General features: G+C 63.1%; 22 protein-coding genes and 1 pseudogene. 9 read left to right on the forward strand and 14 right to left on the reverse strand.

The window, feature by feature from the left end; translation table 11 throughout:
• From AC10QF_RS18305 to AC10QF_RS18340, 8 genes and pseudogenes are all read left to right on the forward strand, one after another.
• Complete coding sequence (locus AC10QF_RS18305) at nt 1–783, forward strand: ABC transporter permease (protein WP_005415165.1); 783 nt, start codon at nt 1–3, stop codon at nt 781–783.
• Nucleotides 780–2,012, forward strand: a complete 1,233-nt coding sequence (locus AC10QF_RS18310) for an ABC transporter ATP-binding protein (protein WP_005415166.1) — start codon at nt 780–782, stop codon at nt 2,010–2,012. The genes AC10QF_RS18305 and AC10QF_RS18310 overlap by 4 nt, the downstream gene beginning before the upstream one ends.
• Nucleotides 1,993–2,307: pseudogene (locus AC10QF_RS18315) on the forward strand (class I SAM-dependent methyltransferase); the annotation flags it as partial. The gene AC10QF_RS18310 and the pseudogene AC10QF_RS18315, both read left to right, overlap by 20 nt.
• A complete protein-coding gene (locus tag AC10QF_RS18320; RefSeq protein ID WP_494542654.1) occupies nt 2,308–3,240 on the forward strand; it encodes a wsae in 933 nt (310 codons plus the stop codon). It begins immediately after the preceding pseudogene.
• A gap of 52 nt (nt 3,241–3,292) precedes the next feature.
• Nucleotides 3,293–5,125, forward strand: coding sequence for a glycosyltransferase family 2 protein (locus AC10QF_RS18325; RefSeq protein WP_494542638.1), 1,833 nt, complete (start codon nt 3,293–3,295; stop codon nt 5,123–5,125).
• A complete protein-coding gene (locus AC10QF_RS18330) occupies nt 5,122–6,375 on the forward strand; it encodes a rhamnosyltransferase WsaF family glycosyltransferase (protein WP_494542639.1) in 1,254 nt (417 codons plus the stop codon). The genes AC10QF_RS18325 and AC10QF_RS18330 overlap by 4 nt, the downstream gene beginning before the upstream one ends.
• A gap of 29 nt (nt 6,376–6,404) precedes the next feature.
• Nucleotides 6,405–8,702, forward strand: coding sequence for a hypothetical protein (locus tag AC10QF_RS18335; protein WP_494542640.1), 2,298 nt, complete (start codon nt 6,405–6,407; stop codon nt 8,700–8,702).
• Nucleotides 8,703–8,736: 34 nt separating this feature from the next.
• Nucleotides 8,737–9,738 carry a glycosyltransferase family 2 protein gene (locus AC10QF_RS18340; protein WP_005415171.1) on the forward strand — a complete coding sequence of 334 codons (1,002 nt, stop codon included), beginning with the start codon at nt 8,737–8,739 and terminating at the stop codon, nt 9,736–9,738.
• A 44-nt stretch (nt 9,739–9,782) separates the two neighbouring features.
• Here the strand turns inward: AC10QF_RS18340 and AC10QF_RS18345 are convergent, their stop codons facing one another.
• The 10 genes from AC10QF_RS18345 to AC10QF_RS18390 form a co-directional block, all read right to left on the reverse strand.
• On the reverse strand, nt 9,783–11,513 hold the full coding sequence (locus AC10QF_RS18345; RefSeq protein WP_065196208.1) for a hypothetical protein: 1,731 nt from the start codon (nt 11,511–11,513) through the stop codon (nt 9,783–9,785).
• Nucleotides 11,514–11,515: 2 nt separating this feature from the next.
• A complete protein-coding gene (locus AC10QF_RS18350) occupies nt 11,516–11,911 on the reverse strand; it encodes a GtrA family protein (RefSeq protein ID WP_065196209.1) in 396 nt (131 codons plus the stop codon).
• Between the two features lie 28 nt (nt 11,912–11,939).
• Entirely contained in the window at nt 11,940–13,778 is a 1,839-nt protein-coding gene (locus tag AC10QF_RS18355; RefSeq protein ID WP_494542641.1) for a hypothetical protein, read from the reverse strand.
• An 80-nt stretch (nt 13,779–13,858) separates the two neighbouring features.
• On the reverse strand, nt 13,859–15,151 hold the full coding sequence (locus tag AC10QF_RS18360) for an NAD(P)/FAD-dependent oxidoreductase (protein ID WP_494542642.1): 1,293 nt from the start codon (nt 15,149–15,151) through the stop codon (nt 13,859–13,861).
• 29 nt (nt 15,152–15,180) lie between these two features.
• Nucleotides 15,181–16,125 (reverse strand): NAD-dependent epimerase/dehydratase family protein, encoded by a 945-nt coding sequence (locus tag AC10QF_RS18365; protein ID WP_138953177.1) that lies wholly within the window; start codon nt 16,123–16,125, stop codon nt 15,181–15,183.
• 29 nt (nt 16,126–16,154) lie between these two features.
• Nucleotides 16,155–16,826, reverse strand: a complete 672-nt coding sequence (locus AC10QF_RS18370) for a class I SAM-dependent methyltransferase (RefSeq protein WP_138953178.1) — start codon at nt 16,824–16,826, stop codon at nt 16,155–16,157.
• 25 nt (nt 16,827–16,851) lie between these two features.
• Nucleotides 16,852–17,583: an SDR family oxidoreductase gene (locus AC10QF_RS18375; RefSeq protein ID WP_494542643.1), complete on the reverse strand. Its 732-nt coding sequence runs from the start codon at nt 17,581–17,583 to the stop codon at nt 16,852–16,854.
• 2 nt (nt 17,584–17,585) lie between these two features.
• Nucleotides 17,586–18,899: an FAD-binding oxidoreductase gene (locus tag AC10QF_RS18380; RefSeq protein WP_494542644.1), complete on the reverse strand. Its 1,314-nt coding sequence runs from the start codon at nt 18,897–18,899 to the stop codon at nt 17,586–17,588.
• Nucleotides 18,896–20,293, reverse strand: a complete 1,398-nt coding sequence (locus tag AC10QF_RS18385; RefSeq protein ID WP_494542655.1) for a UbiA family prenyltransferase — start codon at nt 20,291–20,293, stop codon at nt 18,896–18,898. Before AC10QF_RS18385 ends, AC10QF_RS18380 begins: the two co-directional genes overlap by 4 nt.
• Nucleotides 20,294–20,351: 58 nt before the next feature.
• Nucleotides 20,352–21,272 carry a lysylphosphatidylglycerol synthase transmembrane domain-containing protein gene (locus AC10QF_RS18390; protein WP_494542645.1) on the reverse strand — a complete coding sequence of 307 codons (921 nt, stop codon included), beginning with the start codon at nt 21,270–21,272 and terminating at the stop codon, nt 20,352–20,354.
• A 353-nt stretch (nt 21,273–21,625) separates the two neighbouring features.
• On the opposite strand from AC10QF_RS18390, the gene AC10QF_RS18395 reads away from it, so the two are divergent.
• Nucleotides 21,626–22,489, forward strand: coding sequence for a phytanoyl-CoA dioxygenase family protein (locus AC10QF_RS18395; protein ID WP_005415182.1), 864 nt, complete (start codon nt 21,626–21,628; stop codon nt 22,487–22,489).
• Between the two features lie 41 nt (nt 22,490–22,530).
• Here AC10QF_RS18395 and AC10QF_RS18400 read toward each other — a convergent pair whose 3' ends face one another.
• The 4 genes from AC10QF_RS18400 to AC10QF_RS18415 all read right to left on the reverse strand — a co-directional run bounded on the left by AC10QF_RS18400 (nt 22,531) and on the right by AC10QF_RS18415 (nt 26,815).
• Nucleotides 22,531–24,303: an LTA synthase family protein gene (locus AC10QF_RS18400; RefSeq protein ID WP_494542646.1), complete on the reverse strand. Its 1,773-nt coding sequence runs from the start codon at nt 24,301–24,303 to the stop codon at nt 22,531–22,533.
• A gap of 378 nt (nt 24,304–24,681) precedes the next feature.
• A complete protein-coding gene (locus tag AC10QF_RS18405) occupies nt 24,682–25,071 on the reverse strand; it encodes a GtrA family protein (protein ID WP_494542647.1) in 390 nt (129 codons plus the stop codon).
• 59 nt (nt 25,072–25,130) lie between these two features.
• Nucleotides 25,131–26,069: an electron transfer flavoprotein subunit alpha/FixB family protein gene (locus tag AC10QF_RS18410; protein WP_164263064.1), complete on the reverse strand. Its 939-nt coding sequence runs from the start codon at nt 26,067–26,069 to the stop codon at nt 25,131–25,133.
• Nucleotides 26,069–26,815 (reverse strand): electron transfer flavoprotein subunit beta/FixA family protein, encoded by a 747-nt coding sequence (locus tag AC10QF_RS18415; RefSeq protein ID WP_005415186.1) that lies wholly within the window; start codon nt 26,813–26,815, stop codon nt 26,069–26,071. The genes AC10QF_RS18410 and AC10QF_RS18415 overlap by 1 nt, the downstream gene beginning before the upstream one ends.
• Nucleotides 26,816–26,966: the final 151 nt, after the last annotated feature.

Below are 26,966 nucleotides of genomic sequence, written 5' to 3' on the forward strand. Positions count from 1 at the left end.
ATGCAGAAGCACGCCAATCTCCTGTTCCTGTTCCGCCAGCTGCTGGGGCGTGAGTTGGCAGCGCGGTACCGCACCACCACATTGGGTGTTCTCTGGCTGGTCCTGCAACCGTTGCTGATGTTGTGTGTCTATACGCTGGTGTTCAGTGGCGTATTCAAGGCGCGATGGGCGGGTGCCGAATCCACCGGCGACTTCGCGCTGATGCTGTTTGCGGGCCTGGTACCGTTCACGCTGCTGTCGGAAGTGCTGATCACGGCCCCTGGGATCATCGCTGGGCAACCCAACTTCGTGAAGAAGGTGGTCTTTCCCCTGCCGGTGCTGTCGATGGTGAAGGTGGCCGCAGCGCTGACGACCGCCGGCATCGGCCTGACTATCCTGCTGGTCGCGCAGACCTGGCAGTCGGGGCTGCCGTCGGCGTGGGCGCTCGCCTCGCCACTGATCCTGCTTGAAATGACGCCCATGCTGCTTGCGATAGCCTGGTCGCTGTCGGCGCTCGGGGTCTATCTGCGCGACATCGGACAGTTTGTCGGCATCCTCAGCAGCGTGCTGTTGTTCCTCAGTCCTATCTTCTTCCCGGCGCATGCGATGCCAGAGGCGGCCAGGGGGTTGGTATATTTCAACCCGCTGGTCACGCCCATCGAACAACTGCGTGCGGTGACTGTCCAGAACTCGGCACCTGATATGGCGACACTGCTGCCGCACTTCCTGCTTTCCGTGGTGGCGGCGATGCTGGCCTACGCGCTCTTCCGTCGCCTCTCGCGCGGCTTCTCGGACGTCCTATGAACAACCCGCAGACCACCACGTTGCAGGCCACGCCTGACGCGGCCATCGAAGTGCTGGACGTGACCAAGGACTATCCGGTCTATGCCAACCCGCGCGACCGCTTGTTGTCGCTGCTGAAGCCTTCCGGTGATCGGGCCAGCCGTACCTTCCGAGCGCTGGATGGGATCACCTTGGTCGTGCCCAAGGGAGAAACGGTCGGCATCATCGGTCGCAACGGCGCCGGCAAGTCGACTTTGCTGCAGATCCTGTGCGGCACGGTGCGTCCGACGTCGGGCTCGGTCAGTATCCGCGGGCGCTTCGCCGCGCTGCTCGAGCTGGGGGCGGGTTTCAATCCGGATTTCTCCGGCCGCGACAACGTGTACCTGAGTGCGTCGCTGCTGGGACTGAGCCGCAAAGAGGTGGACGACAAGCTTCAGTCGATCATCGACTTCGCGGATATCGGCGATTTCTTCGACCGGCCGGTCAAGACCTATTCCAGCGGCATGTATGTGCGCCTGGCGTTCTCGGTGGCCATCCACACCGAACCGGATGTGCTGATCATCGATGAAGCGTTGTCGGTGGGTGACATCCGCTTCCAGATGAAATGCCTTGCACGCATCGAACAGATCCGTGCACGGGGCGCCACCATCCTGTTTGTGTCGCATTCGCTCGAACAGGTCAAACGTTTTTGCCAGACCGCGTTGTGGCTGGAAGGCGGCAAGGTCAAGCTGCATGGCGAAGCCAGCTTCGTCGCCGACCGCTTCCGCGACTATGAACTGGGCAAGGACCTTGCCGTGGCAGAGGGCGCGGAAGTCCGCCAGGCACCAGCCCCGGGCAGCATCCCGGCCCACCTTGAAACGGTTGCACTGAGTACCGACATGCTCGCGCCCTTCGAGCCGTTGACGGTGGACATCAGCTATACCGTTGGCGATGAAGTGGTCGATGGCTTGTTGCTGGGGGTCGCGATCAAGGGCATGGATGGCCTGCACATCTTTGGTCCCAATACCTATCTTGAGCGGGTGGTGATTCCCACCTCGCGGGGGTCTCATCGCGTCAGCTATTGCATTCCATCGATGACCCTGCTGACCGGCAGCTACCGCGTTGACGTGGGACTGTTCACTGACAAGGGCCTGGTCTGCCTGGACTATCTGTCCGAAGCCAGCGTCTTCACCGTGGCCGCACCCTACTTCAGTGAGGGCGTGGTCTATATCCCGCATGAGTGGAAGGTCCATGACCCCGACGCTTCTTGAAATTCCCTTTGACCATTACCAGCGCTACGGTGCGGCGACGCACCTGTTGCAAGCGCTGGATCTGCCTGCGCCGCGGGTGCTGGAAGTAGGGGCCAACCGTCAGCGCCTGCTCGGGCAGTTCCTGCCACAGGCGACGTTCCTGTACACCGATCTGCATGCCGAAGGGGACGAGAAGGACTTCGTTGTGGCAGACGCCACTGCGCTGCCTTTCCCGGAGCAGGGCTTCGACGCGGTGGTTTCGCTGGACGTGCTTGAGCATATTCCCGCTCCCCTGCGTGCCAAGGCCGCTACCGAAATGGCGCGTGTCGCCGGCCGTGCGGTCATTGTCGGCTTCCCGCCGGACCAGCCTTGGGTGCGCGATGCGGAACTGGATGCGAATGGCCGCTGGCATGAGCTGTTCGGCGAGGACTACGTCTGGCTGCAGGAGCACAAGGAGTTCGGCCTGGTCGACACCGCCGAAATCGTTGCCGCATTTGAAAGCGCTGGCATGACGGTGCTGCGCTTCGGCCAGGGCAATGCCGCATTGTGGTCCAGCCTGATGGGCGCTCATTTCATCAAGGTGAAGTTCCCCGAGCTGGAACCACTGGTCAGCGCCGCCGACCGTCTCTACAACAGTCGGGTGTTCGCCGGCGACCACAGTGACCAACCTTATCGCGAGTACTGCGTGGCGGTGCGACTGCAGAGCGATGCCGCGCGCCTCCAGGCCAATCCGCCGTTCCGTTCCGAACTCGACGTGGAAGCGACTGCGCTGCTGACCGGGCTTGCGGGCGGGTTGCGTGACCTCGCTGTGCGTACTGCCAATTCCGAGAGGGAATGGGAGTCCACGGCGCGGCTGCTGGATGCCTACGTCACCGATCTTGCTGTGGCCAAGCGCGAGTGGGGTGCCACCGCCACCTATGCGCAGCAGCTGCAGCAGAGCAAGGATGAGGCGAACGCCAGCTGGACCGCGCACCATGCGGAATGGCAGCAACGGGAGCAGCAGCTCAAGGCGCATATTGCCAATGAGCAGCAGCAGGCGCAGCGCGCCCAGGCGCGCATTGGCGAACTGGTGGAGGCCGCGGAGATCGCCCGTCTGCGGGCACTGGATGTGGAACGTGAGCTCGAGCAGCGCCTGCAGCAGCGCACGGCGGACTACCAGCGCTCGCGCCGCAAGTGGAAAGCCGCAATGGTGGGGTTGGCGCTGGGGTGCCTCGTCATTGGCGCGCTGGTGGGTTGGGGCGTGTCTTGATGCGATGGGGCAACCGAAAAGTGATCGTACTGAATCAACGAGGTAATGCCTGATGTCCAAGATGGGTAATCTGCTTCGCGGAATCTATTGGAGCATTCGTCGCGCGCAGGGACAGGGTGTTTCTGTCGGCACCATCCTCTCTGCTCTGGCCCGTGCTGCCAGCAGGGGCCCCAAGCATCTGGCCCGGGCGATTCTCGCGTATGCCAATGGATCGCACACACAAGCAGCGACCACGCCTCCGGACGTTTACACCGAATGGCTGCGCCAGCAGGCGCCGGCCACGGTTCCGGCCGACGCCGGCCTGATCAGCATTGTGATGCCGGTCTGCAACACGCCGGAGGTGTTCCTGCGCGAGGCCGTGGCCAGCGTCGAAGCACAGACCTACTCGAACTGGGAGCTGTGCATCCACGATGACGCGTCCGATCAACCGCACGTGGCACGCGTGCTGGAAGAACTGGCGCGGCGGTTGCCGAACCTGCGTGTTTCACGCTCAAGCGAACGGCAGGGCATTGCGGCCACGACCAACGCTGCGGTAGCACTGGCCAAGGGGCGCTGGATCACCTTCCTCGACCATGATGACCTGCTGGAGCCGGATGCACTGGCTGCGGTGGTCGCGTGCCATGTGGCCACATCGGCAAGTGTCGTCTATACCGACCATGATGTGCTGGGCGAAGACGGCCGCCTTCGCCATCCGTACTTCAAGCCCGACTGGAATCTGGACCTGTTCCTGTCGCAGATGTATCTGGGACACCTGGTCAGTTTCGACACCGCGCTGGTCCATCAGCTGGGTGGGCTGCGAAGTGACTGTGACGGCTCGCAGGACTACGATCTGGTGCTTCGCTGTGCGGCAGCTGGCGCCACCATCGCGCATGTTCCCAAGGTGCTCTACCACTGGCGCGCGCACGCCGGTTCCACTGCGGCCAATGCCGGCTCCAAGCCCTATGCGCACCACGCCGGTCGCCGCGCGCTGCTGCAGCATGTGCAGGCAATCCATCCCGGGGCGCAGGTGGACGATGGCGAACAGCTGTTCTGCTATGACGTTCGCTATCCGTATGCGGACAAGGGGCCCTTGGCCAGCATCGTCATCCCGACCCGCGATGGCTTGGACCTGTTGCGTACCTGTGTGGAATCGCTGTACGCGAAGACGAACTACCGCGCCTTCGAGATCATCGTTGTCGACAATGGTTCAACCCAGGATGAGACCCTGCAGTGGCTGGAAGCGATGTCCCGCCGTGACAGCTTCCGGGTGATCCGCGCAGACGTACCGTTCAATTGGTCGGCACTGAACAATCTGGCTGCCCGCGAGGCGCGTGGCGAGGTTCTGGTCTTCCTCAACAACGATACCGAGATCATCGACGGACAGTGGCTGCAGCGGCTTGCCGAAAATGCGCTGCGACCGGACGTGGGCGTGTGCGGTCCGTTGCTGTTGTACGGCGACCGCACCATCCAGCATGCCGGTGTTGTGATCGGCATGGGTGGCTGGGCCGACCACGTCTTCAAGGGCGAGGCGCCCGTGCACAACCAGAATCTGTTCGTGTCGCCGGTATTGCAGCGCCAGGTGCTGGCCGTGACGGGGGCCTGCATGGTGGTGGCGCGTGACACGTTCGAGTCGCTGGGCGGGTTCGATGAATCCTTCATTGTCTGCGGCAGTGATGTGGAGCTGTGCCTGCGCGCGCATGCGCGTGGCCTGGCCACTGTGTACGTCGCACGCGCGGTGATGATCCATCACGAGTCCAAGACGCGTGATCCGCGTGCGATCCCCGAGAGCGACTTCGTGCGCTCGGCCGAAGCGTATTCGCCGTATCGCGAAGAAGGCGATCCGTTCTTCAGCCCGAACCTGGACTACATGGCCTCGTCGCCCCGTCTGCGCGGGAGCGCGCAATGAGTCGCCTGGGTAACCTGTTGCGGCGCGTCGCCGCGCGGCTGGATGCAAGCGCTCCCGGTGCGCCCACCCCCAGTACCAACGTCGCCGAGATCACCCCATGTACGCCCAGGCATGATGCCTGGGAAGGCAAGCGGCTGAATCTGGTGCTGCCGTCGATCAATAAGCAACATTACTTCGGCGGCATCCACACAGCCGTGCTGATCTATCGTGAGCTGTGCCGGCATTTCCCCGCATCGCGGATCGTGCTGGTCGACAGTTCACCGGATGAAGAAGCGCTTTCGCGTTTCTCCGACCATACGCTGGTCCCGGCAGACCAGACCTCCAGTGCGATGCGCCAGATCGTACCGTTCAGCGATCGCTATCAGAAGACCCTGCCGGTTGCCGGCGAGGACATCTGGGTGGCAACCGCCTGGTGGACCGCATACGCGGCCCAGCGGATGTTGCAATGGCAGGGCAACAATGGCGGCGTTGACCGCCCGATGGTCTACCTGATCCAGGATTTCGAGCCAGGGTTCTATCCATGGTCCAGCCAGTACGCATTGGCTTTGAGTACCTACCGTTGCGATCGTGACATCGGAATTTTCAATACGGGCCTGCTTGCCGACTTCTTTGAACAGCACGATCTGCGCTACGCGCAGCGCTCGGTGTTCGAGCCGGTGCTGCATGACGGCCTTCGGCCGGCCCTGCAACAGGTCCGCAATGCGCCGGCTGCGCGTGATCGCCGCATCGTGGTCTATGCGCGCCCTGGTACGCCGCGAAATGCGTTCGAGTTGATCTGTGAAGGATTGCGCCTGTGGGGATGGAAGGACGCACGTGCAGCACAGTGGGAGGTCTCCGCGCCCGGTGAGCTGCAGTCCGACCTGGACCTGGGACCGTTCAGTCTGAAGGCACTGGGCAAGTTGAACATCGATGCCTACGCTGAGCTCTTGTCCACTTCGGCCTTGGGACTGTCCTTGATGGTGTCGCCACATCCCAGCTATCCACCGCTGGAGATGGCCGCGTTCGGAATGGGCGTGGTCACCAATCGCTATGACAACAAACACCTGGACGAGACGACAGAGAACATCGTCTCGCTGGAATCGATGACTCCGGAGGCGATCTGTGCGGCATTGATGGCCCAGGTCGATGCATGCGAACGGAGGCAGATGATGCCAGGTTCGATTGCGTGCCTGGAACATCCGCTGCTGCGCGCGGGGAGTTTCGACAGGATCGCCGAAGATGTAATGGACGCCTTGCGCCTTGCGCCTTGAGGCGTGAGGTTGAAGATGGAATCTTGATTGTGAATGATGCCCCTGTGTGGCCGGTGCGCGGCCAGACTCTGCGCGCCTACCTGTTGCCGGTCGTGATCCTGGCCCTGCTCGCCGTGCCGTTTGTGCACAGTGGTGAGCAGGCGCAGTTCCTGCTGCTGCTTGCCGTCGGTTTTGCCGGCATGGCGGGGCTGGGCGAGCTGGTCGCCCGGATGTTCCGGCTGGATGCGGTGCTGCAGTCGCCGGCGATCTTCGTGCGCGTGTTGCTGGGCCAGACAGGCTTGGTGGTGCTCTGGCTGCTGCTGGCACCGTTGACCTGGGTTTGGGGGCGGGCATTGGGCCTGCCTCTTGGTCTTTCCCTGATGTGCCTGGCCGTGGTCGCAGCTTCCGTCACCATCATGTGGCGGAAGCCGTGCGCGCCGGAGGCACGCCAGGCGCACCGCCTCGGCGGCCCGGCATGCCTGCTGCTCGCTCTGTTGGCTGCGCTCTTGCTGCTCAAGGCGGCGTCGCACTACTCCCTGCGCGCCGGTGCCCTGGGCCTGGATACGCATCAGCACATTGCATTCGCCCTGGATCTGTTCAATGCGGGCTATCCGAAGCTGACTGCAGGCCATACAGACTGGCTGGAAAAGTACCCGAAAATGCTGCACCTGTTCGCAGCACTGTGGGCCTGGCCGGGGCTGGGTGCGCACATTGGCCCGTTCCTGAAGATCCAGCCGGTGCTGCAGGCGACACTGGCCGTGTTCGCGTTCGTGGAAGTGATCTTCCTGTGGATGCGGGCGCGGGCGCTGTCCCACCCTGCGCAGGGCATGTGGTCGGCTCTGCTTGCGGTGGTTCTGGGCTACGCCATCCTGCGCGGCACGATGTTCCTGTACCCGGTGGACGATCTCAACAGCACCGGGCGGCTGGCGGCCTTCTCGACTCTGTTGTTGCCGGTCCTGTGCGCGATGTTCGCCTGGCTCGAGCCTGCCCGTTCGCTTCGTTCGTGGTTGCTGGCCTGGCTGAGCCTGCCGCTGGCCGGGGCCATGGCGGCCAAGCTCAACCCATCGCTGGCGATTGCCTTTGTCAGTTTCAGTGTGCCGGCCTGGCTGCTGCTGATGGCCCCGTTGTGGTGGCGTGCCCGGGCGATGCGCGGCAAGGTTGCCGTTCCGTTGCTGGGCATGGTCGGCGGCGGCCTGCTCGGCGGCCTGTTGCTGGTCACCGATCCCTACTACCTGCAACTGATGGCAGAAGCGCTGCCACCGGTACGCCAGTTCGTGGAACAGACACTGGGGCTGCACATGCTGGCCACCCCGGCCGAACTCAGCCGCACCTCTGATGCGTTTCTCGAGCACATCATGCAGGTACTGCGCTGGGAGCTGTGGTATGGGCCCCAACCCGGCTTCGGCATGCAGTATCTGCCCGAGTCGCAGCAGCTGATGGGGCAGCGGCTGTTGCCGGTGACGCGTCTGCTGATTGCGATCACCTCCGTGCTTGCGGTGGCCATGCTGACCATCGCGCCCGAAGCGATCCGGCGCCGCCGCGCGTTCTCGCTGCTGCTGGCTGCCCAGATCGCGTTGATCATTGCCGTGGCCGTGGCGCTTCGCGTGTCGAACATCACCACGCTTGCATTGGGGCACGAAACGCTTGAAGCCAGCCTGCTGAGCACGTACACGCAGCGCTACATCGGCCTGCTGAGCATGTACGCGGTGCTCCTGCACTGGTCCCTGCTGCTGGCGACGCTGGTGATGACTGCAGATGCGCTGCTGCAGTGGCGCTACCCGGCGTTGCCAGCGCGGCGCTGGGTTCGCGTGCCGGTAAACGTGCTTGTGGGTGGCGTGGCGGTGGTGCTGGTCGCCGCCTTCGTCCTGGTGGATATCAAGGGAGTAACCCCGTCTGATCAGGGCTGGACGTTCCCGATCACCGAGGCGGATGTGCGTGCGTTCCGGCGCGCGGAGAGCCAACTGCCAGATGACGCGGTCGTGTTGGCGCCTGCCTATGCGATCGTGCTTAACGGACGCGAGGACTGGGTGCTGCCGTCGATGTATGTCACTCCCTATCTGCCGTTCGCCCAGCGTGATTACCTGTTCAACGTCAGGCTGGGTTCGGGCTACGGCTACTTCGCCAGGGACCTGCGTTCAATGTTCTGCCGTTCGCAGGCGGAGCAGACCCGTGCGATGCTCCGTCGAGCCGGAGTCACCCACCTGCTGGCACACCGCTTGCCGGGACAGAGTGATGCGCGGGTCATGGATGGGCAGTACTGTCTGACCGGTTACCGGCAACTGGGCGCCAGCGAAGAGCCGGTAGCCGTGGGCCCGGACGGGCTGGTGTTCTACCGGTTGGATCCGTGAGGCGGTGATGGACAACAACGAATTGGAGAGGGCAATGCTCGGACAGATGGACATCACACAGCACGCTCGGTCACAGGCGATCGCAGTCGTGGTTCCCAGCTACAAGGTCATCCGGCACATCCTGGACGTGATCGCCACCATCGGCCCGGAAGTCACTGCCATCTATTGCGTGGATGATGCGTGCCCGGAACAGTCCGGGCGTTACATCGAAGCAAACAATACCGACCCGCGGGTGCGCGTGCTCTACCACGAAGTCAACCAGGGGGTGGGGGGGGCCACCATGACCGGCTACCGTCAGGCCGTCGCCGATGGCATGGACGTGATTGTGAAGATCGATGGCGATGGCCAGATGGATCCGGCACTGCTGCCCCTGTTCGTGGCACCGATCCTCAGCGGCGAGGCCGACTACACCAAGGGAAACCGCTTCTGGGATCTTTCACACATCAGCCGGATGCCGATGCTGAGGCGCGTCGGCAACCTGGGGCTTTCCTTCCTGGCCAAAGCGTCCAGTGGATACTGGCGGTTGTTCGATCCAACCAACGGCTACACCGCCATCCACGCCGCTGTTGCACAACGGTTGCCGATGGAGGCGATCAGCACGCGTTACTTCTTTGAAACGGATCTCCTGTTCAGGCTCAATGCCATGCAGGCTGTGGTGCAGGATGTCCCGATGGATGCGCGCTATGGCGACGAAGTGAGCAACCTGAAGATCAGTCAGGTACTCGGCGAGTTCGCGCTCAAGCATGCCCGCAACTTCTGCAAGCGCATCGCCTACCGGTACTACCTGCGTGACCTCAGCATCGCTTCACTGGAATTGATCGCGGCGCTGGCGCTGCTCGGAGGTGGCGTACTGTACGGCGGCTGGAACTGGATTGTTGCCGCCAATGAGGGTGTCTCCGCGCCGGTGGGCACGGTGGTGCTGCCCTCGATTGCCATCGTCAGCGGCCTGCAGTTCCTGCTGGCATTCCTCAGCTATGACATCGCCAACCAGCCCAATACGCCGCTGCACCGCGCGCTGGCACGCCTGCGCCGTTGATGGGCGCGTCCCGCCTGGCACGCAGCCAGGCGGGACGCGTCAGCTCAGGGGCTGTAGTTGAAGTCGCCGCTGCAGATGCCGGGGACGACCACCTTCATCGGGCCCGCATGCAGGGTGTCATCGCGCACATACAGCTTGAACGGCGAGCCGACCTTGTCCGAGCCCTGCTGGCGCTCGGGGGCGGCGAGAATACCGCGGCCGATGATCGTGCCCTGTGCATCCAGCAGGTAGAGCGCACCCAGACCCTCGCCGAGATAGGTATCGACCAGCCCGCCCTGCAGGCGTGACCAGCCTCCCGATCCGGGCAATGCCCGGGTAACAGGCGGCACCACGCCACAGCCTTGGGCAGGTGCTTGGCCGTAGCGTTGGCCCATGCTCTCGCGCGCACCCTTCAACCACGTACTGGCAAAAATCGACAAGTCCTGGGTGGACGCATCACGTGCGATTTCCAGCGCACGCGGACTGTCCGGATAGGTCCAGAGAATCTGTTCGTCATCGCGTGCGCCCATTTCCAGCGCCATGGCTGCCGTGGTCTTCTCGAAATCGGCCAGGGGATTGTGCTTGACCGCGTTCCACTGCAGCGGCAGGAACATCAGCGGGATGACCAGCAGTACGGCGGCCGCCTGGCCGCGGGCCCAGGAAAAACGACGGCACAGGCGGGCGACCCCCAGGATCATCACGCAGGCAATCACCAGCAGCGCCGGCGTGGTGTAGCGGCTGGCCACAGCACTGTCCAGGCCGAACACAATGCGGCTGCCGGCTACCGCAAATGCCGATGTGCCCAGGTAGCCCACGAACAATGAAAGTGCCAGTTCCAGATCGACGCCGCGGTGCTTGCGAAGCAGCGTGGTGCCTGCCAGGTAGAGAGCCAGGATGGTGACAATCGCGCCGCAGCCGACGGCGACGTAGAGGTTGGGCTTGTCGTCACCGGCGAGGTGCGCAAAAGGGCTCCCTAGATAGGCAAAGAGGAACCACATCACGCCGCGCGGCGAATCACGAAGGGTGCTGGACAGCGAACCATGGGTGCCCGGGGACACGTAACCATGGAAGTACAGGGCCGTGACCCCCAGGGCGACCACCGCCACCAGGACAATGCGCTTGGTGCCCTGTCGGCCGAGAATACAGCCGGCCAGCAGCAGCCAGGTGGCCAGGACGCCGTTGGCCATGCTGCCGGCGGCCACTACTGCCAGCAGCAGGGCGGCACCGAACCAGGCATTGCGGCAGCGTGGGGCCACGCTGGAGCGCCATAGCAGCAACAGGCTGGCAAGCGGCAACAGCTGAGCCAGGAAGAACTGGCTCTGGAAGCCCCAGGTCAAGTTGTTCTCCTGGGTCCACAGCAAGGCCAGGCTCAGGATCACCGCGGCGACGATGCGCATTGCGGAGGTGGCCGTGGGAAGGATGCGCAGGGCGCACCAGGCCAGCAGCCCGAAGGTGATGAGCGCCAGGGCATAGTTGACGATCAGCAGGAACACTGCATGACCGCCGAAGTACTTCAGGTCGATGAAGAACAGAAGCCTGGCCAGAATGATGCGATGTTCGTTGTGCTGGGCCCACCAGGCCGAAAGGTCGCTCTGCTGGCGCAGATAGAAGCCGAGCGTGCCGTCCCACATGTCCCAGAAAGGGACCGGGCTGTAACCGTGCTTGCCGGCAAGGACCGCCAGCACGGCATACAACAGTGCGAGGGCCAGGCCCAGGAGCATGGCCGGCTGTCGCAGCAGTGAACGCAGGCCTGCGGGTCCCGGAGAAGCAGGCGAGGCAGGAGGAAGGGTCGACATGCCTAGGATTTCCTGAAGGTGAAATGCTTGTGCCCGAAGTAGCTCACCACCGCCGGCGCAATGACGCCCAACGCGTGTGCGAGCGTTTCAGGGTGGAAGGTCAGGCCCATGCATGGGAAGACGTAATGACTGAACAGCAGGCTGACAACCAGGGTCTGCAGCAGGGCCAGTGCGTTCACTGCGACGAACCACATCACCTGCGAGGCCAAGGGCTTGTTCGCGTCCTTGAAGACATAGGCCCGATTGAGCAGGAAGGCGGTGGCCATGCCAATGAGATATGCCAGGACGATCGCAGGCACATATGCCATGACATGGCTCAAGGCGATGCGCGAGCCGAAGTTCGCGATTGCGGCCAGACCACTGGCGACAATGAAGAGAATGAAGCGGCGCTCGATCATGACTGTCGGCGGCGGAGGTTGAAAACGATCATCTGGAGACTTCTGGGTACTGTGTGGAGGAGGCTGGGGACGACGGCAGATCCTGCGGGCCGAGGCGGTTGTCGAACAGACTGCGGCTGACCAGCTGACGGCATTGCTCTGCCGTGAGCGGGGCGTGCCATAGGTTCTCCAGCCGTCCAGTCCAATGCACGGCTGGGCCGGCAAGCGAGTGACCGGCCGTACAGCGCTGAACCTCTACCCGCCAGTCCAGCGTGGTGTGCGTGCGGAATCCGTACTGTAGCGTCTGATGCAGGGGGGCCAGCAACAGCACCACCAGCATCACCCGTGCCGGGCCGCGGGCCCCGCCAATCAGATGGATCAGGATCCAGGCAAGGAACACGTAAGGATAGAAGAAGTAGCGGGGTCCGCCACTGAAGGGGTCCAGCGGATCGACCGGCACCCGAGCTGCGGCAGCGGCGACCGACAGCAGGAAGCAGGCGATGAGCGCAGGCAGCACCCAGTTGCGTTCACGTCGCTGGGCCCACGCAGCAGCTAGGATGACGATCGAAAGCGCCACGCCGATGCCCGCAACGAGTGCGGGCTGGGCCAGGTCGTGGCGCCAGAACAGGAAATGACCGACGAAGCGCTCCAGCAGCGCCGGGATGCCGGGGAGCGAGCGGTGCTCCTGGGAAGCGACCGGGTTCAGCACCACAAGCAGTGCCTGCATCGCGCCGAACAGGCCGGCGACGGCCAGCAGGTACCACTCATCGCGCCGACGCAGCAGAAGTGCGCGCACGCCGTAAAGCGGCACCATCATCACGATGAGCGGCGAAGACAGCGCACCGAGCAGCAGCATGGGCAGCCGCCAGCGAAGCCCGGGAGAGCGCTGCTCATCCCAGAACAGCGGAATCAGCACCAGGAAACCGCCCCACCACAATGCATAGGCCGATGTGGAGAAGACCTCCGCATCGGTGGGAACCGCAAGGACCGCCAGCGCGCATGCCCAGGGAGCGCGCAGGCGCGTCGGGGCTAGGGCCAGCGTGACCATGACCGCCATCGTCATCGCCGCCGCCAGTGCCAGGCTGATTTCCGGCAACCAGCGGAACGACAACGTGACCGAGATGGCGTTGATCAGCTTGTTGGGCAGCAGGATGTAGCCGGCCACCGGCTGGACCAGCGTGCCCCATCCGTAATGCAGGAAATCCGGCAGCAGGTCCTTGCCATCTTCCACCCAGACGTAGGGGTGCCGCCATTGCGACGGACGGCGCAGCACGAGTGCCAGCAATGTTGCCGCTGCAACGGATGCACCGACCCAGAGGCGTTGACGTCGGTGGCGCGGGGCGTCGGAGAGCGCGTTGCGCTGACCGATGCGGCCCAGCCAGGGATACAGCACCGCGACCAGCAGCAGCCCGATGCTGACCGGCAGCCATCCACCGTAGCCGGAGACAATGCCCACGCCGATCCAGCCGAAGCCTTCCTGGGCCTGGTCGCGCACGATCAGGCGGCTCTGTTGCGCCTGCAACGCAGGCGGCACATCGATGACCCAGCGGACCCAGCGGTCCCCCGCCCGCGGTAGCGGAACCGGTACCTCCGCTCCGTCGGACCCGGCCAGGACCGCGCTGATACCCGGGGTATCACCGTAGCCGGCGATCTCGATCGACACTGATGGGGTGCCGGCGGGGATGGGTTCGACGACCAGTTCTGCCGTATCAGCGTTCTGCAGGTCGCAGAAGGAAATCGCTCGTGGGCTGGACGACGTTGCCTGCTTCAGGAACGGCGACAGCGCCTGCGAGCATCCACCGCTGATGCGGCCTTGATACCCGCGGTCGCTGAGGCCCAGTATCGCCACGACCACCGCACCCAGTAGCAGGAACAGGCGCAGGAACATACTGCTCCCAGGGTGCAGGCGACTGAGGATGGAAAAGCTTGGCATCGTGGAGGGCCGCCTGGAGGACAATAGGTAGTGGTTCAGCGGCTGGCGAGATCTGCCAGCGTCGCCCCTACCGCGATGCTCTCGTTGATGGAACGGTCCTCGGGGTAGTAGTACGCCGTATCGGCCATGTAGAACCCCTCCAGGGGCGTCTTCATCGGCGGCAACATTTCCTGGAACCCCGGCGGGCAGATGGTCTGCGCGTACTCGTAACGGTGGCAATGGGTGGCCTTGATCCATTCCGGCCTGAACGCAGGATTGATCATCGGCAGGTAGCTGATGACCTCATCGATGAGTTGCTGGTTGCTCCATTGCCACTTCGGATGGGTCTTGGGCATGTAGTACGGCGCATACACGATGTGCTCACCAGTACCACTACCAGGATTGAGGTTGCTGTACTCGATCAGGCCGGGAATGGTGATTCGATCATCGCTGATGTTCATCCAGAAATTCTCGCTGACCGGGTGCGAAAGCTTCAGGATCACGCAGGCTACGGGAATGTTCTCGATGGCGCCGACCTGGTCGGCAAACGCCTTCGGCAGGCCCGGAACCATGCCGGGCACGTACTGGATGGGCGCGGTGGAAACCACGGTTTCATAGGGATGATGACCGTCGGGCGTGCGGATGCCGGTGACCTTGCCCTCGACAGAGGTGACTTCCTGGATCGGCTGGGAAAGCAGGATGCGCCCGCCGAGGCGAACGACTTCCTTGGCCATCCTGTCGAGCAGCACAGCCGAGCCGCCTTGCAGGTAACCCATGCTCTCGTTGAACAGATTGCGACGCGATAGCGCCACGCGCTTGATGCGTGTGCCGATCCAGGATGCCGACAGATCATTCTGGTACTCGAAGAACTTCAGCGCGAATGCCTTTTCCCACATCACCTTGTAGGCCTTCGGGCCGATCCAGCGGGTGATCCAGTCGCGCGCGTTCGCCTTGTCCAGAGCCGTCCAATCCTGGATGCCCTTGGTGTGCATCACGTGCAGGGCGTAGCGCACCTTGTCGATCAGGCCCAGATGCGGGAAGCCTAGCAGGGCGAACGGCGTGCCCCACTTGTGCAGCTTGCCCTGGTAGTAATAGCCCATCTTCGTATCCGTCCAATGCAGACGATCGGACAGCTGCATCTCGTCCAACAGCTTGAACAGCGGATAGTCGGTCTTGCAGATGAAGTGGTAGTAGCGTTCGATGCGCAGGCCGTCGAAATCGAAGTCGGCCGACATGCCGCCGATACGGTCATCACGCTCGTACACATCAACCTGGTGACCTTTCTTCAGCAGCTCAAGGGCTGCCATCAAGCCCATCGGGCCACTACCAATGATGGCGAAAGTGCTCATTCGAATTGGGTTCCGTCTGTTCTGTTTGTTCAGCGCTGCAGCACGATGTGGCTGTAGCGCGGGTCGGTATAGCTTTCGCGGATTGCTTCCTCAAACGGCGTCTGCTTTACCCCAAAGACTGCTTCGGTATCGACGCCCTTGAAGTCGTCGCCGGCGCTCAGCGCCTTCAGCTGGTCCGCAGTAAATGGTGGTTTGCTGCTGAACAGGCTGTAGATCCTCAGCAGGAACCCAAAGAAGCCGATCGGGATGTGCACGATCATAGTGTGAAGCTTCTTCACTCGCTTGATGGTGCGGATGATGTCCACGTAGTCCACGCGGGTGTCGCCCACAATGTCGAACACCTCACCGTCGGGTTCGGTCTCGATGCACTTGGCGATGCAGCGGCAGAAGTCGCGTTCGTACAGCGGCTGGCGCATGAACCTGCCGTCGCCCGGAATGGGGAACACGGGGGTGCGCGCCATGAAGCGCGACAGCCAGCCCAGGTGTTTGGGATCGAACCAGCCGAACATCAAGGTGGGGCGCAGCACGCAGTGGCGCTGGCCGCTGGCCACGACCATATGTTCCTGCTCGCGCTTGGTGTCGGTGTAGTCATCCTTGGCCACCGAATTCACCACTGAAGAACTGATGTGCACCATGTAGGGTACAGAGGCCGCCTTGCACGCGGCCAGTACATGGCCCGTCGCGGTCAGATTGTTGCGTACGAACAGGTCGGTGGTCTTTCCCGTGATCTGTGCGTGCAACTGCACAACCAGGCGTGCACCGGAAAACCGTTCGGCCCAGGCGCCAGGTTCGGCCAGATCGGCCAGCACCGTTTCGACCTCCGGGTGCAGCTTGCGCAGGATGTCCAGATTGTGCGCATGCTTGTCGATCGCCACCAGCCGGGTGTAGCCCTGCTGCTTCATCTCCACGATGAGGTTCTGCCCCACCAGGCCGGCTGCGCCGGTGATGACGATCTTGTCGTTCTTGTTTGCCATGGACCAGCTCGACTGCTAATGGAATAAGGTCAGCGCGGCTTGTAAGCCACAACCAGCGCCTGTTTGCCCAGGATGTACCACGCCAGAGGGATTTTCAGATACAGCGACACCAGCCATGGCGCTTGCGGCAGGCGGCTCTTGGTGGTGTAGGGCAGGAATCTGGGAATGACAACGCGGGGCTCGAGTCCCGCCATCAGAACGCCCTCCACCAGGCTGCGGTCGCTCAAAGCTGTGTGGTGGTCGAAGTAGTCCCAGTATTCGTCGTACAGGAAGCGGATGTTCGGCTGCAGGATGATCGCACGGCCACCTGGCTTCAACATGCGCGCGCTCTCGCGCAGCGTTTGCAGCACCAGATCCTTGCTGGGCAGGTGTTCCAGGAAATTGCTCATGAACACAGCATCGACACTGGCATCTGGAATCGAGGCCACGGCCGTGCAGGACTCATTGATGGTGCGCACCCCCTCTGCCGCGAAGCGCCGCACATCAGGATTCAGGTCGACCGCAATCTTGCCGGCTGCAGGAATGTTGTTGATGAACTCGCAATACCCTGCGCCGATGTCGACGACGGTGTCGCTGGCGCTGACGAACTTGCTGAAGTACTCGCTGCAAAGCACCTGCCAGATGCGGTTCTTGTTGGCGAGTTCTTCTGCAGGGAAACGGTGCTGATACAACACATCAAGATCGCGATCGATATCTGGCATGCGGTCGTCCTGGTTCGTGATGTTGTCAGAGGGAAATTCGACGGAACACAGCTTCAGGGATGTTCTTGATGATCATCATGATCGCCCACCAGAACCCTGGCAGGTAGGCCACGGCTTTGCGCTTGCCGATGGCCTTGAGGATGCCGGCCGCGACCTTGTCCGGGGTGGCCCACAGGGCGCCCTTCTTGAAGGCGGCGGTCATGGGTGTATCGACGAAGCCAGGCTTGATCACCAGTACGTTGACGCCGAGCGGACGCAGGCGCTGGCCCAGGCCGCTCAGGTAGGCGGTGACGGCGGCCTTGGCGCTTCCGTACAGGTAGTTGCTCGCGCGGCCACGGTCACCCGCCACTGAAGAAATGACGGCCAGGCTGGCCCCGGACTGCAGGCGCTGCGCTAGCGCGGCGGACAGGGCGATGGTGGAGGTGCCATTGGTCGCGAATTCCTGCAGGGACAGGCCGATCGAGGCATCGCAGGCGGCCTGGTCGGGCAGGGTGCCGTGGGCGATCAGGACGGTGTCCACACCGCCCAGGGAGGCCCAGGCGCTGTCCAGCAGAGCGTCATGGCCGGCCACGTCATTCACGTCAAGCACGCCGCTGTGCACATGCGGAGCGCCGCGTACGCGCAGGTCAGCGGCAATGGCGTCCAGCCTGCTCGCGCTGCGCCCGGCCAGATAGAGCGCAGCGCCGCGTGCGGCGTACAGGCGTGCAACCGATTCAGCGATGGCCGAGGTTGCGCCGATGATCAGGATCTTCTGCATGCTTACTCCATCACCCGGCGCCAGAAGCCGGATGAGAATCGGGGGTCGATGAAGCGGGAAAATGCTTCCCAGGCCGGGTAGCCTTGGCGGAACAGAGCGCCAGACATGCGCGCGTCCTTGGCAGGGTACACGGCACCACCGGCCTCACTGACGATGCGGTCCAGACGGTCGAGCATCTTCAACAGGCCGGGGCCTTCATTGGGGAAATCGAGTGCCAACGTGGTGCCGGGGCGCGGAAAAGAGAGCAGGCCCGACGAAGGCCGGTCGCCAAACTCCTTCAGCACCGCGAGGAACGAGCCGCGCCCGCTGCGGGCGATTTCGCCCAGCAGTGCGGCGGTGGCGTCCTGAGCGGTTTGCGGCGGCAATACACACTGGTGCTGCAGGAAGCCGCGTGGGCCATACATGCGATTCCAGTGGTTGATGCCATCCAGCGGATAGAAATAGTTCTGATAGTGCGACAGGTGGCGTGCGCGGCGTGCCAGTTGTCGCCAGTAGTAAAGCGTATTGAACGGGCGCAGTGTGAGCTTGTTGACCAACGATACCGGTGGTACCAGCGGCATGCTGCGCCGGGGTGCGGAGCTGGGCGTGGCCGCGTGCGCCTCGCCCGGAGCGTGGTCCCCGCGCAGGAAGTGGCCGCGCCCGAGCGCGGGGCCCCTGGCCAGGCAATCGATCCAGGCAACCGTGTACTCGAAATCACTGGCCGAATCACGCGACAACGCGAAGAACTCTGCCAGGTTGTCGAAGCGGATCGATTCGGTTTCGATCCAGGGGCCAGGAACCCGCCGCAGCTGCAGTTCGGCCCAGGTGATGAAGCCGGTCAGGCCCAGCCCCCCCACGGTGGCCGCGAACAGGCCGCTGTCGTCAGCCGGACTGAGTTGCTGGCGAAGACCACCACTGCGCAGCAGTTCCAGGCAGCGCACATGGTGGCCGAAGGTGCCGGCACGGTGGTGGTTCTTGCCGTGCACATCGTTGCCGATCGCACCGCCCACGGTTGCATAGCGGGTACCCGGCGTGACCGGCAGGAACCAGCCACGCGGCAGCGCGATATCCAGGATATCGGCCAGGGTTACCCCGGCTTCGCAGCGCACGATGCCCGTGGCAGGGTCGAAGTCGATGAAGCGGTCCAGGGCGCGGCTTGTCAGCAGCGTGGCGCCAGGATTCAGGCAACTGTCGCCGTAGCTGCGGCCATTGCCATGGGGCAGCACCGTACCGCCCTCCGGCGGCAGCGGCAGGAGGGACCGACGGTCGAGCATCGGAGCGATCCGCTGTTCGACCCGTGGGTAACGCCCCCAGGATTGGCCGAGCGTTCCACTCATATGGCGATCAGCACGATCAGTACGCATAGGCCGATGACGATCTGGCTGCCGCGATCCATGGCCGCGAACACGATCGGGTCGTCGTGCATGTCACCACGGTGCGAGACGATCCACATGCGGCTGATCCAGTACAGCAGGATCGGGCACAACAGCCACAGCAGCTTGGGGCTGCTGTAGAGCTCCAGGCTTTCTGGGCTGTTGATGTAGAGCGCGAACACCAGCACGCCGATGTAGCCGGCGGCGGCACCCAGCGATTGCACCAGAGGCAGGTCGGCCACCGAGTAGCCGCGGCCGATCGCCATTTCCTTGCCGTTGGCCAGTGCCGAGGCCAGTTCGGTGTAGCGCTTGAGCATGGCCAGGCTGAGGAACACGAACATCGAAAATGCCAGCAGCCAGAACGACAGCTCGGAGTTGATCGCCACCGCGCCGCCGATGATGCGCACGGTGTACAGCGCCGCCAGCATCACCACGTCGATCATTACAATGCGCTTGAGCTTGAGCGAGTAGCTCAGGGTCATCACGTAGTAGCACAGCAGCACGCCTGCAAAAGCCGGGCTGCAGGCCAGCGCCAGGGCGAAGCCGGCGAGGGTGATCAGCGGCGCCACCATCAGACCATGCAGCAGCGGCAATGTGCCCGCAGCAAATGGGCGCTTGCGCTTGCGCGGATGCATGCGATCCGGGGTCAGGTCGAGCAGGTCATTGAGTAGGTACACGCCGGATGCGCATAGACCGAAGGCCAGGAAGGCCACGCCCGCATCGATGATCGAGGTGAGATCGAGAAAGCGGTGCGCAGTCAGCAGTGGTACCAGCACCAACAGGTTCTTCAGCCACTGGTAGATGCGCAGCGCCTTGATCCACGTGATCAGACCGCCGTTCTGCGAAGGCAGGTGGCCGAGCACTTCAGTCTGCTTCGCCGCAGCGTTGGCCAGCCCGGCACCGTTGTTGACCACGATCGCGCCAGCGGCATGAGCCCAGACCTTCAGGTCCACCGTGCCGTTGCCCATGTAGTCGAAGCCGCGCTCGCCAAAGCGCGCTGCCAGCGCTTGTCCCTTGTTGCTGCCTGACAGGTTGGTCTGGCCATCGCTGGCCATCACCTCTTCAAACAGCCCGAGGTGGTCGGCAATGGGCTGCACCAGCAGCCGGTCAGAGGCCGTGCACAGCACGCGGGGGCGTTGGGAGGTCGTGCGCAGGATCTCCAAGACCCGCTCGTCATAGGGCAGGGTCTCGGCGGGCAGTTGCACGCGCGATGCCAGCTGGCGCTTTACGTAGGCCTTGCCCCGCAGCAGCCAGAACGGCACCAGGAACAGGTACAGCGGGTTGTGGGCCAGCAGGGCCAGCAACGATTCGTAGAGGACGTCCGAACGGAGCAGGGTGCCATCCAGATCGACGCACAGGGCACGGTGTTCAATAGCCAAAATTCTGCGCTCCGGTGTGCAGTAGGTGCATGGCGGGTCAATGGAGACGGGAGGGTAGGGAAAGGGTGCGGGTCGTTTGCAGTTCGAGATTCGTCATGGCCAGCATGCCCACGGCCACCGCCAGCCAGAGGCTGGTCAACCGAATGCCGACAGCTACCGCCAGGGCCGCGTCCAGCGAAGCGCCGGTGGCAGCGAGCATCAGGGCGATGGCTGCTTCGGTTGTGCCGACGCCACCAGGAACAAATGACACCGCGCCTGCCAGCATTGCAATCGGGTAGATCCCCAGCGCTTGGTGCCAGGCCAGCTGGAGGCCGACGGCAGAGCAGAGTGTGGCGAATGCCAGGGCACTCAGCAGCCAGGCGATCGTTCCCCAGGCCATGCCGGGCAGCGCGACAGCCGGCCTCCACAATGGTCCGGCTGCGATCAAACCATCGAGCAGGAAGGAGGCAAGGCGTCTGAAGGGTGTGACGGGTACCAAGCAGATCAGCCGCAACAGACGTGTCTGCAACCAGGCGCTGCAGCTGGTCAGCAGGAGCAGGATCAACAGCGTCAGAACCAGGCCCAGCACTGCGCCCAGTGCTGGCACCAGGGCGGCTGCGCTCATGCCCAGTAGCGTGAGGATCAGCAGATCCTGGCCTCGCTCATGGATGAAGGTCGCAAGTACGGTGCGCGACGGTACGCCCATACCCGCGAAGTAGCGGATGCGCAGCAGCTCGCCGGCTTTGCCGGGGGATGCCGTGAACGCGAAACCGGCCAGGTAGGCACGCAGCCCGTGCCATTGACCGACAGGGTGCCCCTGTCGTTGAAGTGCGCCATGCCATCGCTGATAGCGCAGTGCAAAGCTGGCCAGCACCAATGCCGAACACACCAGCAAAGGGCCGGCAAGAGCGGTCAGTCGTTCGAGCGCGCGGGTGTCACGGTCCACGTAGGCCAGCACGGCCAGGTAGCCCGCTGTCACGATGGAAAGCGCCAGGACGCCTCGCCATCTGGGAGGGCCGGGCGGCAGAAGGCCCTTTTTTGGGGGGGGCAGGCGCACGTTGGAGGGGCTCCGCCCAGGCTGGTTGGGGTTCGAGCCAGCATTCTAGCGATATTGTTTGTTGCTTTTAACTTCTTCATGCCTTAATCAGCAAGGCGTCTCGGTGCCTTAGCGGTTCCCGTGGTACCCTCCCCGCGTGGCCGGCGGTCTAGGTCCCATGCCAGTGCATGGTGATTGCCGGACAGGGGGGGTTAGGTGCCTGCACGCTTGGCGGCGGCTTCGGAATCCCGAGCGGGCTTCCCGGAAAGGGGGCCGTGTCATTCAAGGAAAAAGCAATGGGCCTGTTGGATTTCGTCTTGGGTTCGCGCAGCAAGGGCAGTAAACCGGTGCTGCACACGGCGGCTTCGGCGGCCGCCAATCTGCATGAGCAGGGGTTCGTGCACCTGACCGGTGTACTGACCGCGGAGGAGTGCGACCGAATCTGCGATGCATTCAATGCGTACGTTGACGAGCACAAGGAAGAGGCTGATCAGTTCGTCATGCAGACCGGTAGGCATTCGCGCCTTACCAACATGCATCTTGTCAGCGAAGCGGCTCAGCTGGCCATCAGCAAGCCGCTGGTGATGGAGACACTTGATACGTTCTTCTCTGATCGCGCATTCGTGGCGACGTCGCTCTTCTTCGAGCAGTCCAGCGAGCAGGCGATCCATCGCGATACACCGTTCTTCCACACTCGGCCGAACAACATGTTTGCGGGGATCTGGTTCGCTCTTGAGGATGTGCATGCAGATGCCGGTCCGCTGCAGTACTTCCCCGGCGGGCACAAGATCGAGATCGAGCCGATCCAGGCGACTGGAGCTACCCCGCCGGAACTGGGCGATGCGTTCAATCGCTACATCGGGCGGGTGGCGGAAGAAGTCAACCGTCGCGGCATCCCGCAGCACATCGCTCTGATCAAGAAAGGGGACTGCTTCATCTGGCACCCGGAGCTGCCGCATGGCGGTACGCCTATCCGTTCGCCGGGCAGGACGCGCAAGAGCATGGTGTTCCACTGCGCGCCGGAGCAGGAAACCATGTATGGCATTGAGGAGTATTTCGGTGCCGTGCCCTTCGCGCCCAAGGAGATCCGCAAGGTGCCGATGACGGCGGGGCGCTCAATGCTCCAGCTGGAACGGCCAATGTTCGCCCCGAACAACTGATCTTTGCATCTGGAGCACCCTCAGGTGCTCCAGATTGCCGATCATCGGGTATCGATGATCAGATCCATCGCTTTGTAGCGTTCGATCGTTTCTTTTGACTGCTCGTAATACGCCTTCTGTTCCGGAGGAACGTAGTACTCGGAGTACGAGCTGTTGGCGTCGGTCAGGATGTACTCGACGCCAATATTGGACACCCTGTCCAGCGCGCATTGCTCGAAGAGCGTGCAACCCAGAAACAGGTTGTGAGCGCTTTTCACGTTCAGCAGGCTGAGCAACGAAGGCGCCAGATCCAGCGAGTTCTTGCCACCAGCGTCGATCGTGTGGTGCTCCACCCCCTTCCAGTAGATCAGCAGGGGAATCTTGTCGACGAAGTAGCCCTGGACACGGGGGTCCGCAGCAACGGCATTCGGCCCGGGGAAAGTGGAGTGATCCGCGGTGATCACCAGCAGGGTGTTCTCATGCAGTCGACTGGCCATGAATCGATCGATGAAGTGGCCGATGTCGTGGTCGTAGGTGTGGAACCTGTTCAGGACGATGTTGTCGCCCTTGCCGTATGTGTTGCTGCCATCCAGGAATGCATGGGTCTGGAAGTTGTAGGCGGCCGCAAAGAATGGCTTGTCAGCTGGCTGCGCTTCCAGCTCGGAGAGCATGCTGTCGAACAACTGGACGTCGGAAAGATACTTCGGACGGGCACCGTGCGTGTTCCCGCGGACGTGGCGGTCATACAGGTAGTCGCGGCCCAGTACGCGGTCGAAGCCCAGAGTGTCGATCATCTTGTTGATGTACTCCTGCTGCGACAGGAAGAACATGCTGCTGTAGCCCTGCGCACGAAGTATGTCTGCGATGCTCGCCCGGGAGACGGCGGTGATGTCGGCTGAAACGTCGCGCTGGCCGATGCCCGTGCCTTCTTCGTTGTACCCATCGACTTCCTGGTGGCCGGAGGTCAACTGCCCGCGCAGGCCACGGAATGTAGCAGCCGTATGGTTGTAGTAGTTGGTGACTACCAGCGAGCCCCCGGCCAGACGGTCCAGGTTGGGAGTCACGCCGGCATGGGCGCTGTCATAGGTATCCATCCAGCGGGCAGACATGCCTTCGGTGAAGATCACAATGACGTTCGGCTTGGCCGGCAGGCTGGCGGTCATCTCGGCCGGGAATCCCTGCTGATAGACCTTCTTCCGCGAGAACTCGGCACGCGCTTCAAGCAGCTCCGCTGCAGTGAGCTGGGCGCGGCCGCTCATGCTGGCGAAGGTGGAATAGGCACGCAGGAACGACGAGATCGGTGCCTCGCCACGCGCAATGACTATCCCGCGAGCCAGGGGCTGAGCGTGGATCATACCGGCATAGACAGCCGCAGCCATGGCCAGCAATGCCAATGAAGTGCGTGGGCTGAAGCGTGGCTCGTCCGCGCGATGGACAACGGCGAATGCGATGAAGGCGAGCAGATAGGCACCCAGCATCGCGTACACGCCGTTGAATGCGATCAGTCCAACCACTTCCTGATTGGCGAAGGCAATGGGTGGAATCAGTCCCCCGGACAGCCATGCCGAATAGAGTTGGGCCACGTAGACGAAACCCGCTGCTGCGGGAATCACCAGCGCAACGATCCGCAGCCACCGGTTGCCGACGCCAAGCGCGAAGCGAGTAACCAGATCGAGCAGTACCAGTTCCAGCAGGAAACTGATGCCCAGGTACAGAAGATCGGCATGCGTGTAATAGCGGTCCATCCGCAACAACAATACGCCGGTCAGTAATCCAGCAACGCAGGTTCCCCAGGCCGGGAGGCGCCGCCACATGTTCAAGTTACTAATGCTCATCAGCCAGATGGAAGAATCTCCAAGGAATTCTTCCTGCGTGCCTCTCGGGAATGGGAATGCGCGAGGTGCCGAACTTGAATGATCGGCACTCCTTGGCGGGCTGGATCATAGGGCTTCTTCACTGCACTGTCACATTTATGATTGAGTGTCGAAACATTGCGTTGTGTAGTGAATTGATACGTTGCGAAACACGTCCCACTCGCAGAGGTGGAAAGTTTGCTGATCGTGGCGATCAATGCTGAAAAATGCGACCGGCTGCGCTGTTTGCAAAAAAAACCGACATCAATGGATGTCGGTTCATATCCATGGAACGCGCTGTTCTTCTGGTTCGCTACTGGATTCTTGGTGTCGCCCGCGACCCTTGGCTTGCTTGGGCGATCACCGCTGCGTAGCGCTCGTGCTGAAAACCAGTCGGGAAAATATCAGGTAATTCCAAGCGGCGATCATTCCCATCACAATGAACTTGGCGATGAGCGGATGCATCCCCGCGGTTCCCACCATCAACAGCATCGCCAGATTGCCGGCGGCAAGATTGATACCTGCGACGATTCCGTACTTGAGCAGCTCCTGTCCGGCCTTCCCTTCGCTATGGAACACCCAGTGACGGTTCAGCAGGAAGCTGACCACAAAACCACACGCGAAGCTGAGCGACTGACTGGCCAGCAGCCAGGAAGGGCCCAAGGTGGTTTGCAGCACGAAAAACGCGGCGTACTCCACAGCGGCGGCGGAGCCGCCAGAAACCAGGAAGCGTAGGAATCTTGGTGTCATGCACTTTCCAGCGTGGACCAGGGCGTCCGAGGACGCCCTGGCCAGCAGCCCGTCCAATGTCAGAGCGCCGCTTCCAGCTCCGGCAGGATCGCAAACAGATCCCCCACCAGACCAATATCGGCAATCTCAAAGATCGGCGAATCCGGATCCTTGTTGATCGCCACGATCGTGCCGGCATCCTTGATGCCGGTCAGGTGCTGGATCGCACCGCTGATACCCACGGCCACGTACAGCTCCGGGGCGATGATCTTGCCGGTCTGGCCCACCTGCAGGTCGCTGGGCACGTAGCCGGCATCGACCGCGGCACGCGAGGCACCAACGGCGGCACCGAGCTTGTCGGCCAGCTGGAAGATCACCTTGAAGTTCTCTTCCGAACCGACGCCACGGCCACCGGAGACCACGCGCTTGGCGCTCTGCAGGTCAGGGCGGTCGCTGGCACCCGCGGCGAGGCCGACGAAGCGGGTGTGGGTCGGCAGGGCAGCATCGACGCTGGCCGCTTCGACGACGGCGCTGCCGCCCTGGGCCGCTTCCGGCCACGAGGCGGCACGCACGGTGGCGACCACGATCTGGTCGGCCGGGGCTTCCACGGTGATGATCGCGTTGCCGGCGTAGATCGGGCGCTTGAAGGTGTGGCTGCCTTCAACGCTCATCAGGTCGGAGACCTGGTTGACGCCGAGCAGGGCGGCCACGCACGGCATCAGGTCCTTGCCGAAGGTGGTCGACGGGCCGAACACGTGGGTGTAGCCCTTGGCCAGCTGCGCGATCTGCGGCGCCAGCACCTGCGCGATGGGCTGCGCGTTGGCAGCGTTGGCCACGGTCAGGACCTTGGCGACGCCGGTGATCTTCGCGGCCTCGGCGGCAACGGCGGCCGGGTCGGCGGCCAGCACCAGCACGTCGATGCTGGCACCGCCGATGGCGGCAGCAGCGCTGACGGTCTTGGCGGTGGCGGCGTTGAGCTTGCCGTCGTGGTGCTCGGCGATGACGAGAATCTTGCTCATTACAGCAGCCCCTTCTGCTTGAGTGCGGCCACCAGTTCGGCCGCGTCCTTGACCATCACACCCTTGCTGCGCTTGGACGGTGCGGCGTACTGGGTGGTCTTGAAGGTGTCGGCGGCTTCAACGCCGAGGTCGGCCAGCTGCAGGGTCTCCAGCGGCTTGGCCTTGGCCTTCATGATGTCCGGCAGCTTGATGAAGCGCGGCTCGTTCAGGCGCAGGTCGGTGGTGACCACCGCCGGCAGATCGACTTCCAGCGTTTCCAGGCCGGCGTCGACTTCGCGGGTCACCGTGGCCTTGCCGTCGGCAATGTCCAGCTTGCTGGCGAAGGTCGCCTGCGGGCGGCCCCACAGCGTGGCCAGCATCTGGCCGGTCTGGTTGGCGTCGTCGTCGATGGCCTGCTTGCCGAGGATCACCAGGTCCGGCTGTTCCTTCTCGATCAGCTTGAGCAGGGTCCGTGCGGCGGTCAGCGGCTGGATGGCCTGGTCGGTGACCACATGGATGGCGCGGTTGGCGCCCATGGCCAGGCCGTTGCGCAGGTGCGCCTGGGCATCGGCCGGAGCAATGGTGGCGACCACGACTTCGCTGGCGATGCCCTTGTCGCGCAGGCGCAGCGCTTCTTCCAGGGCGATTTCATCGAAGGGGTTGGGGGACAGCTTGACGCCGTCGGTGACCACGCCGGAACCGTCCGGCTTGACCTGAATGCGGACGTTATAGTCCACCACGCGCTTGTACGCGACGAGGATTTTCATCTGGTACGGGGTCCTTCAATAACGGGGAGAACGTCCGGTCCTGCAACAGCAACCGGTTCGGGGGTGGGATCCCGATTCTAGCTGGCTTGGGACGACCATGCGAATGCGTATGGTTATGCTGCGCTGCGGCATGGCTCGCGTGAATCCAGTG

It is taken from the genome of Stenotrophomonas maltophilia complex sp. Om-AH-Sm3, from assembly GCF_059337855.1.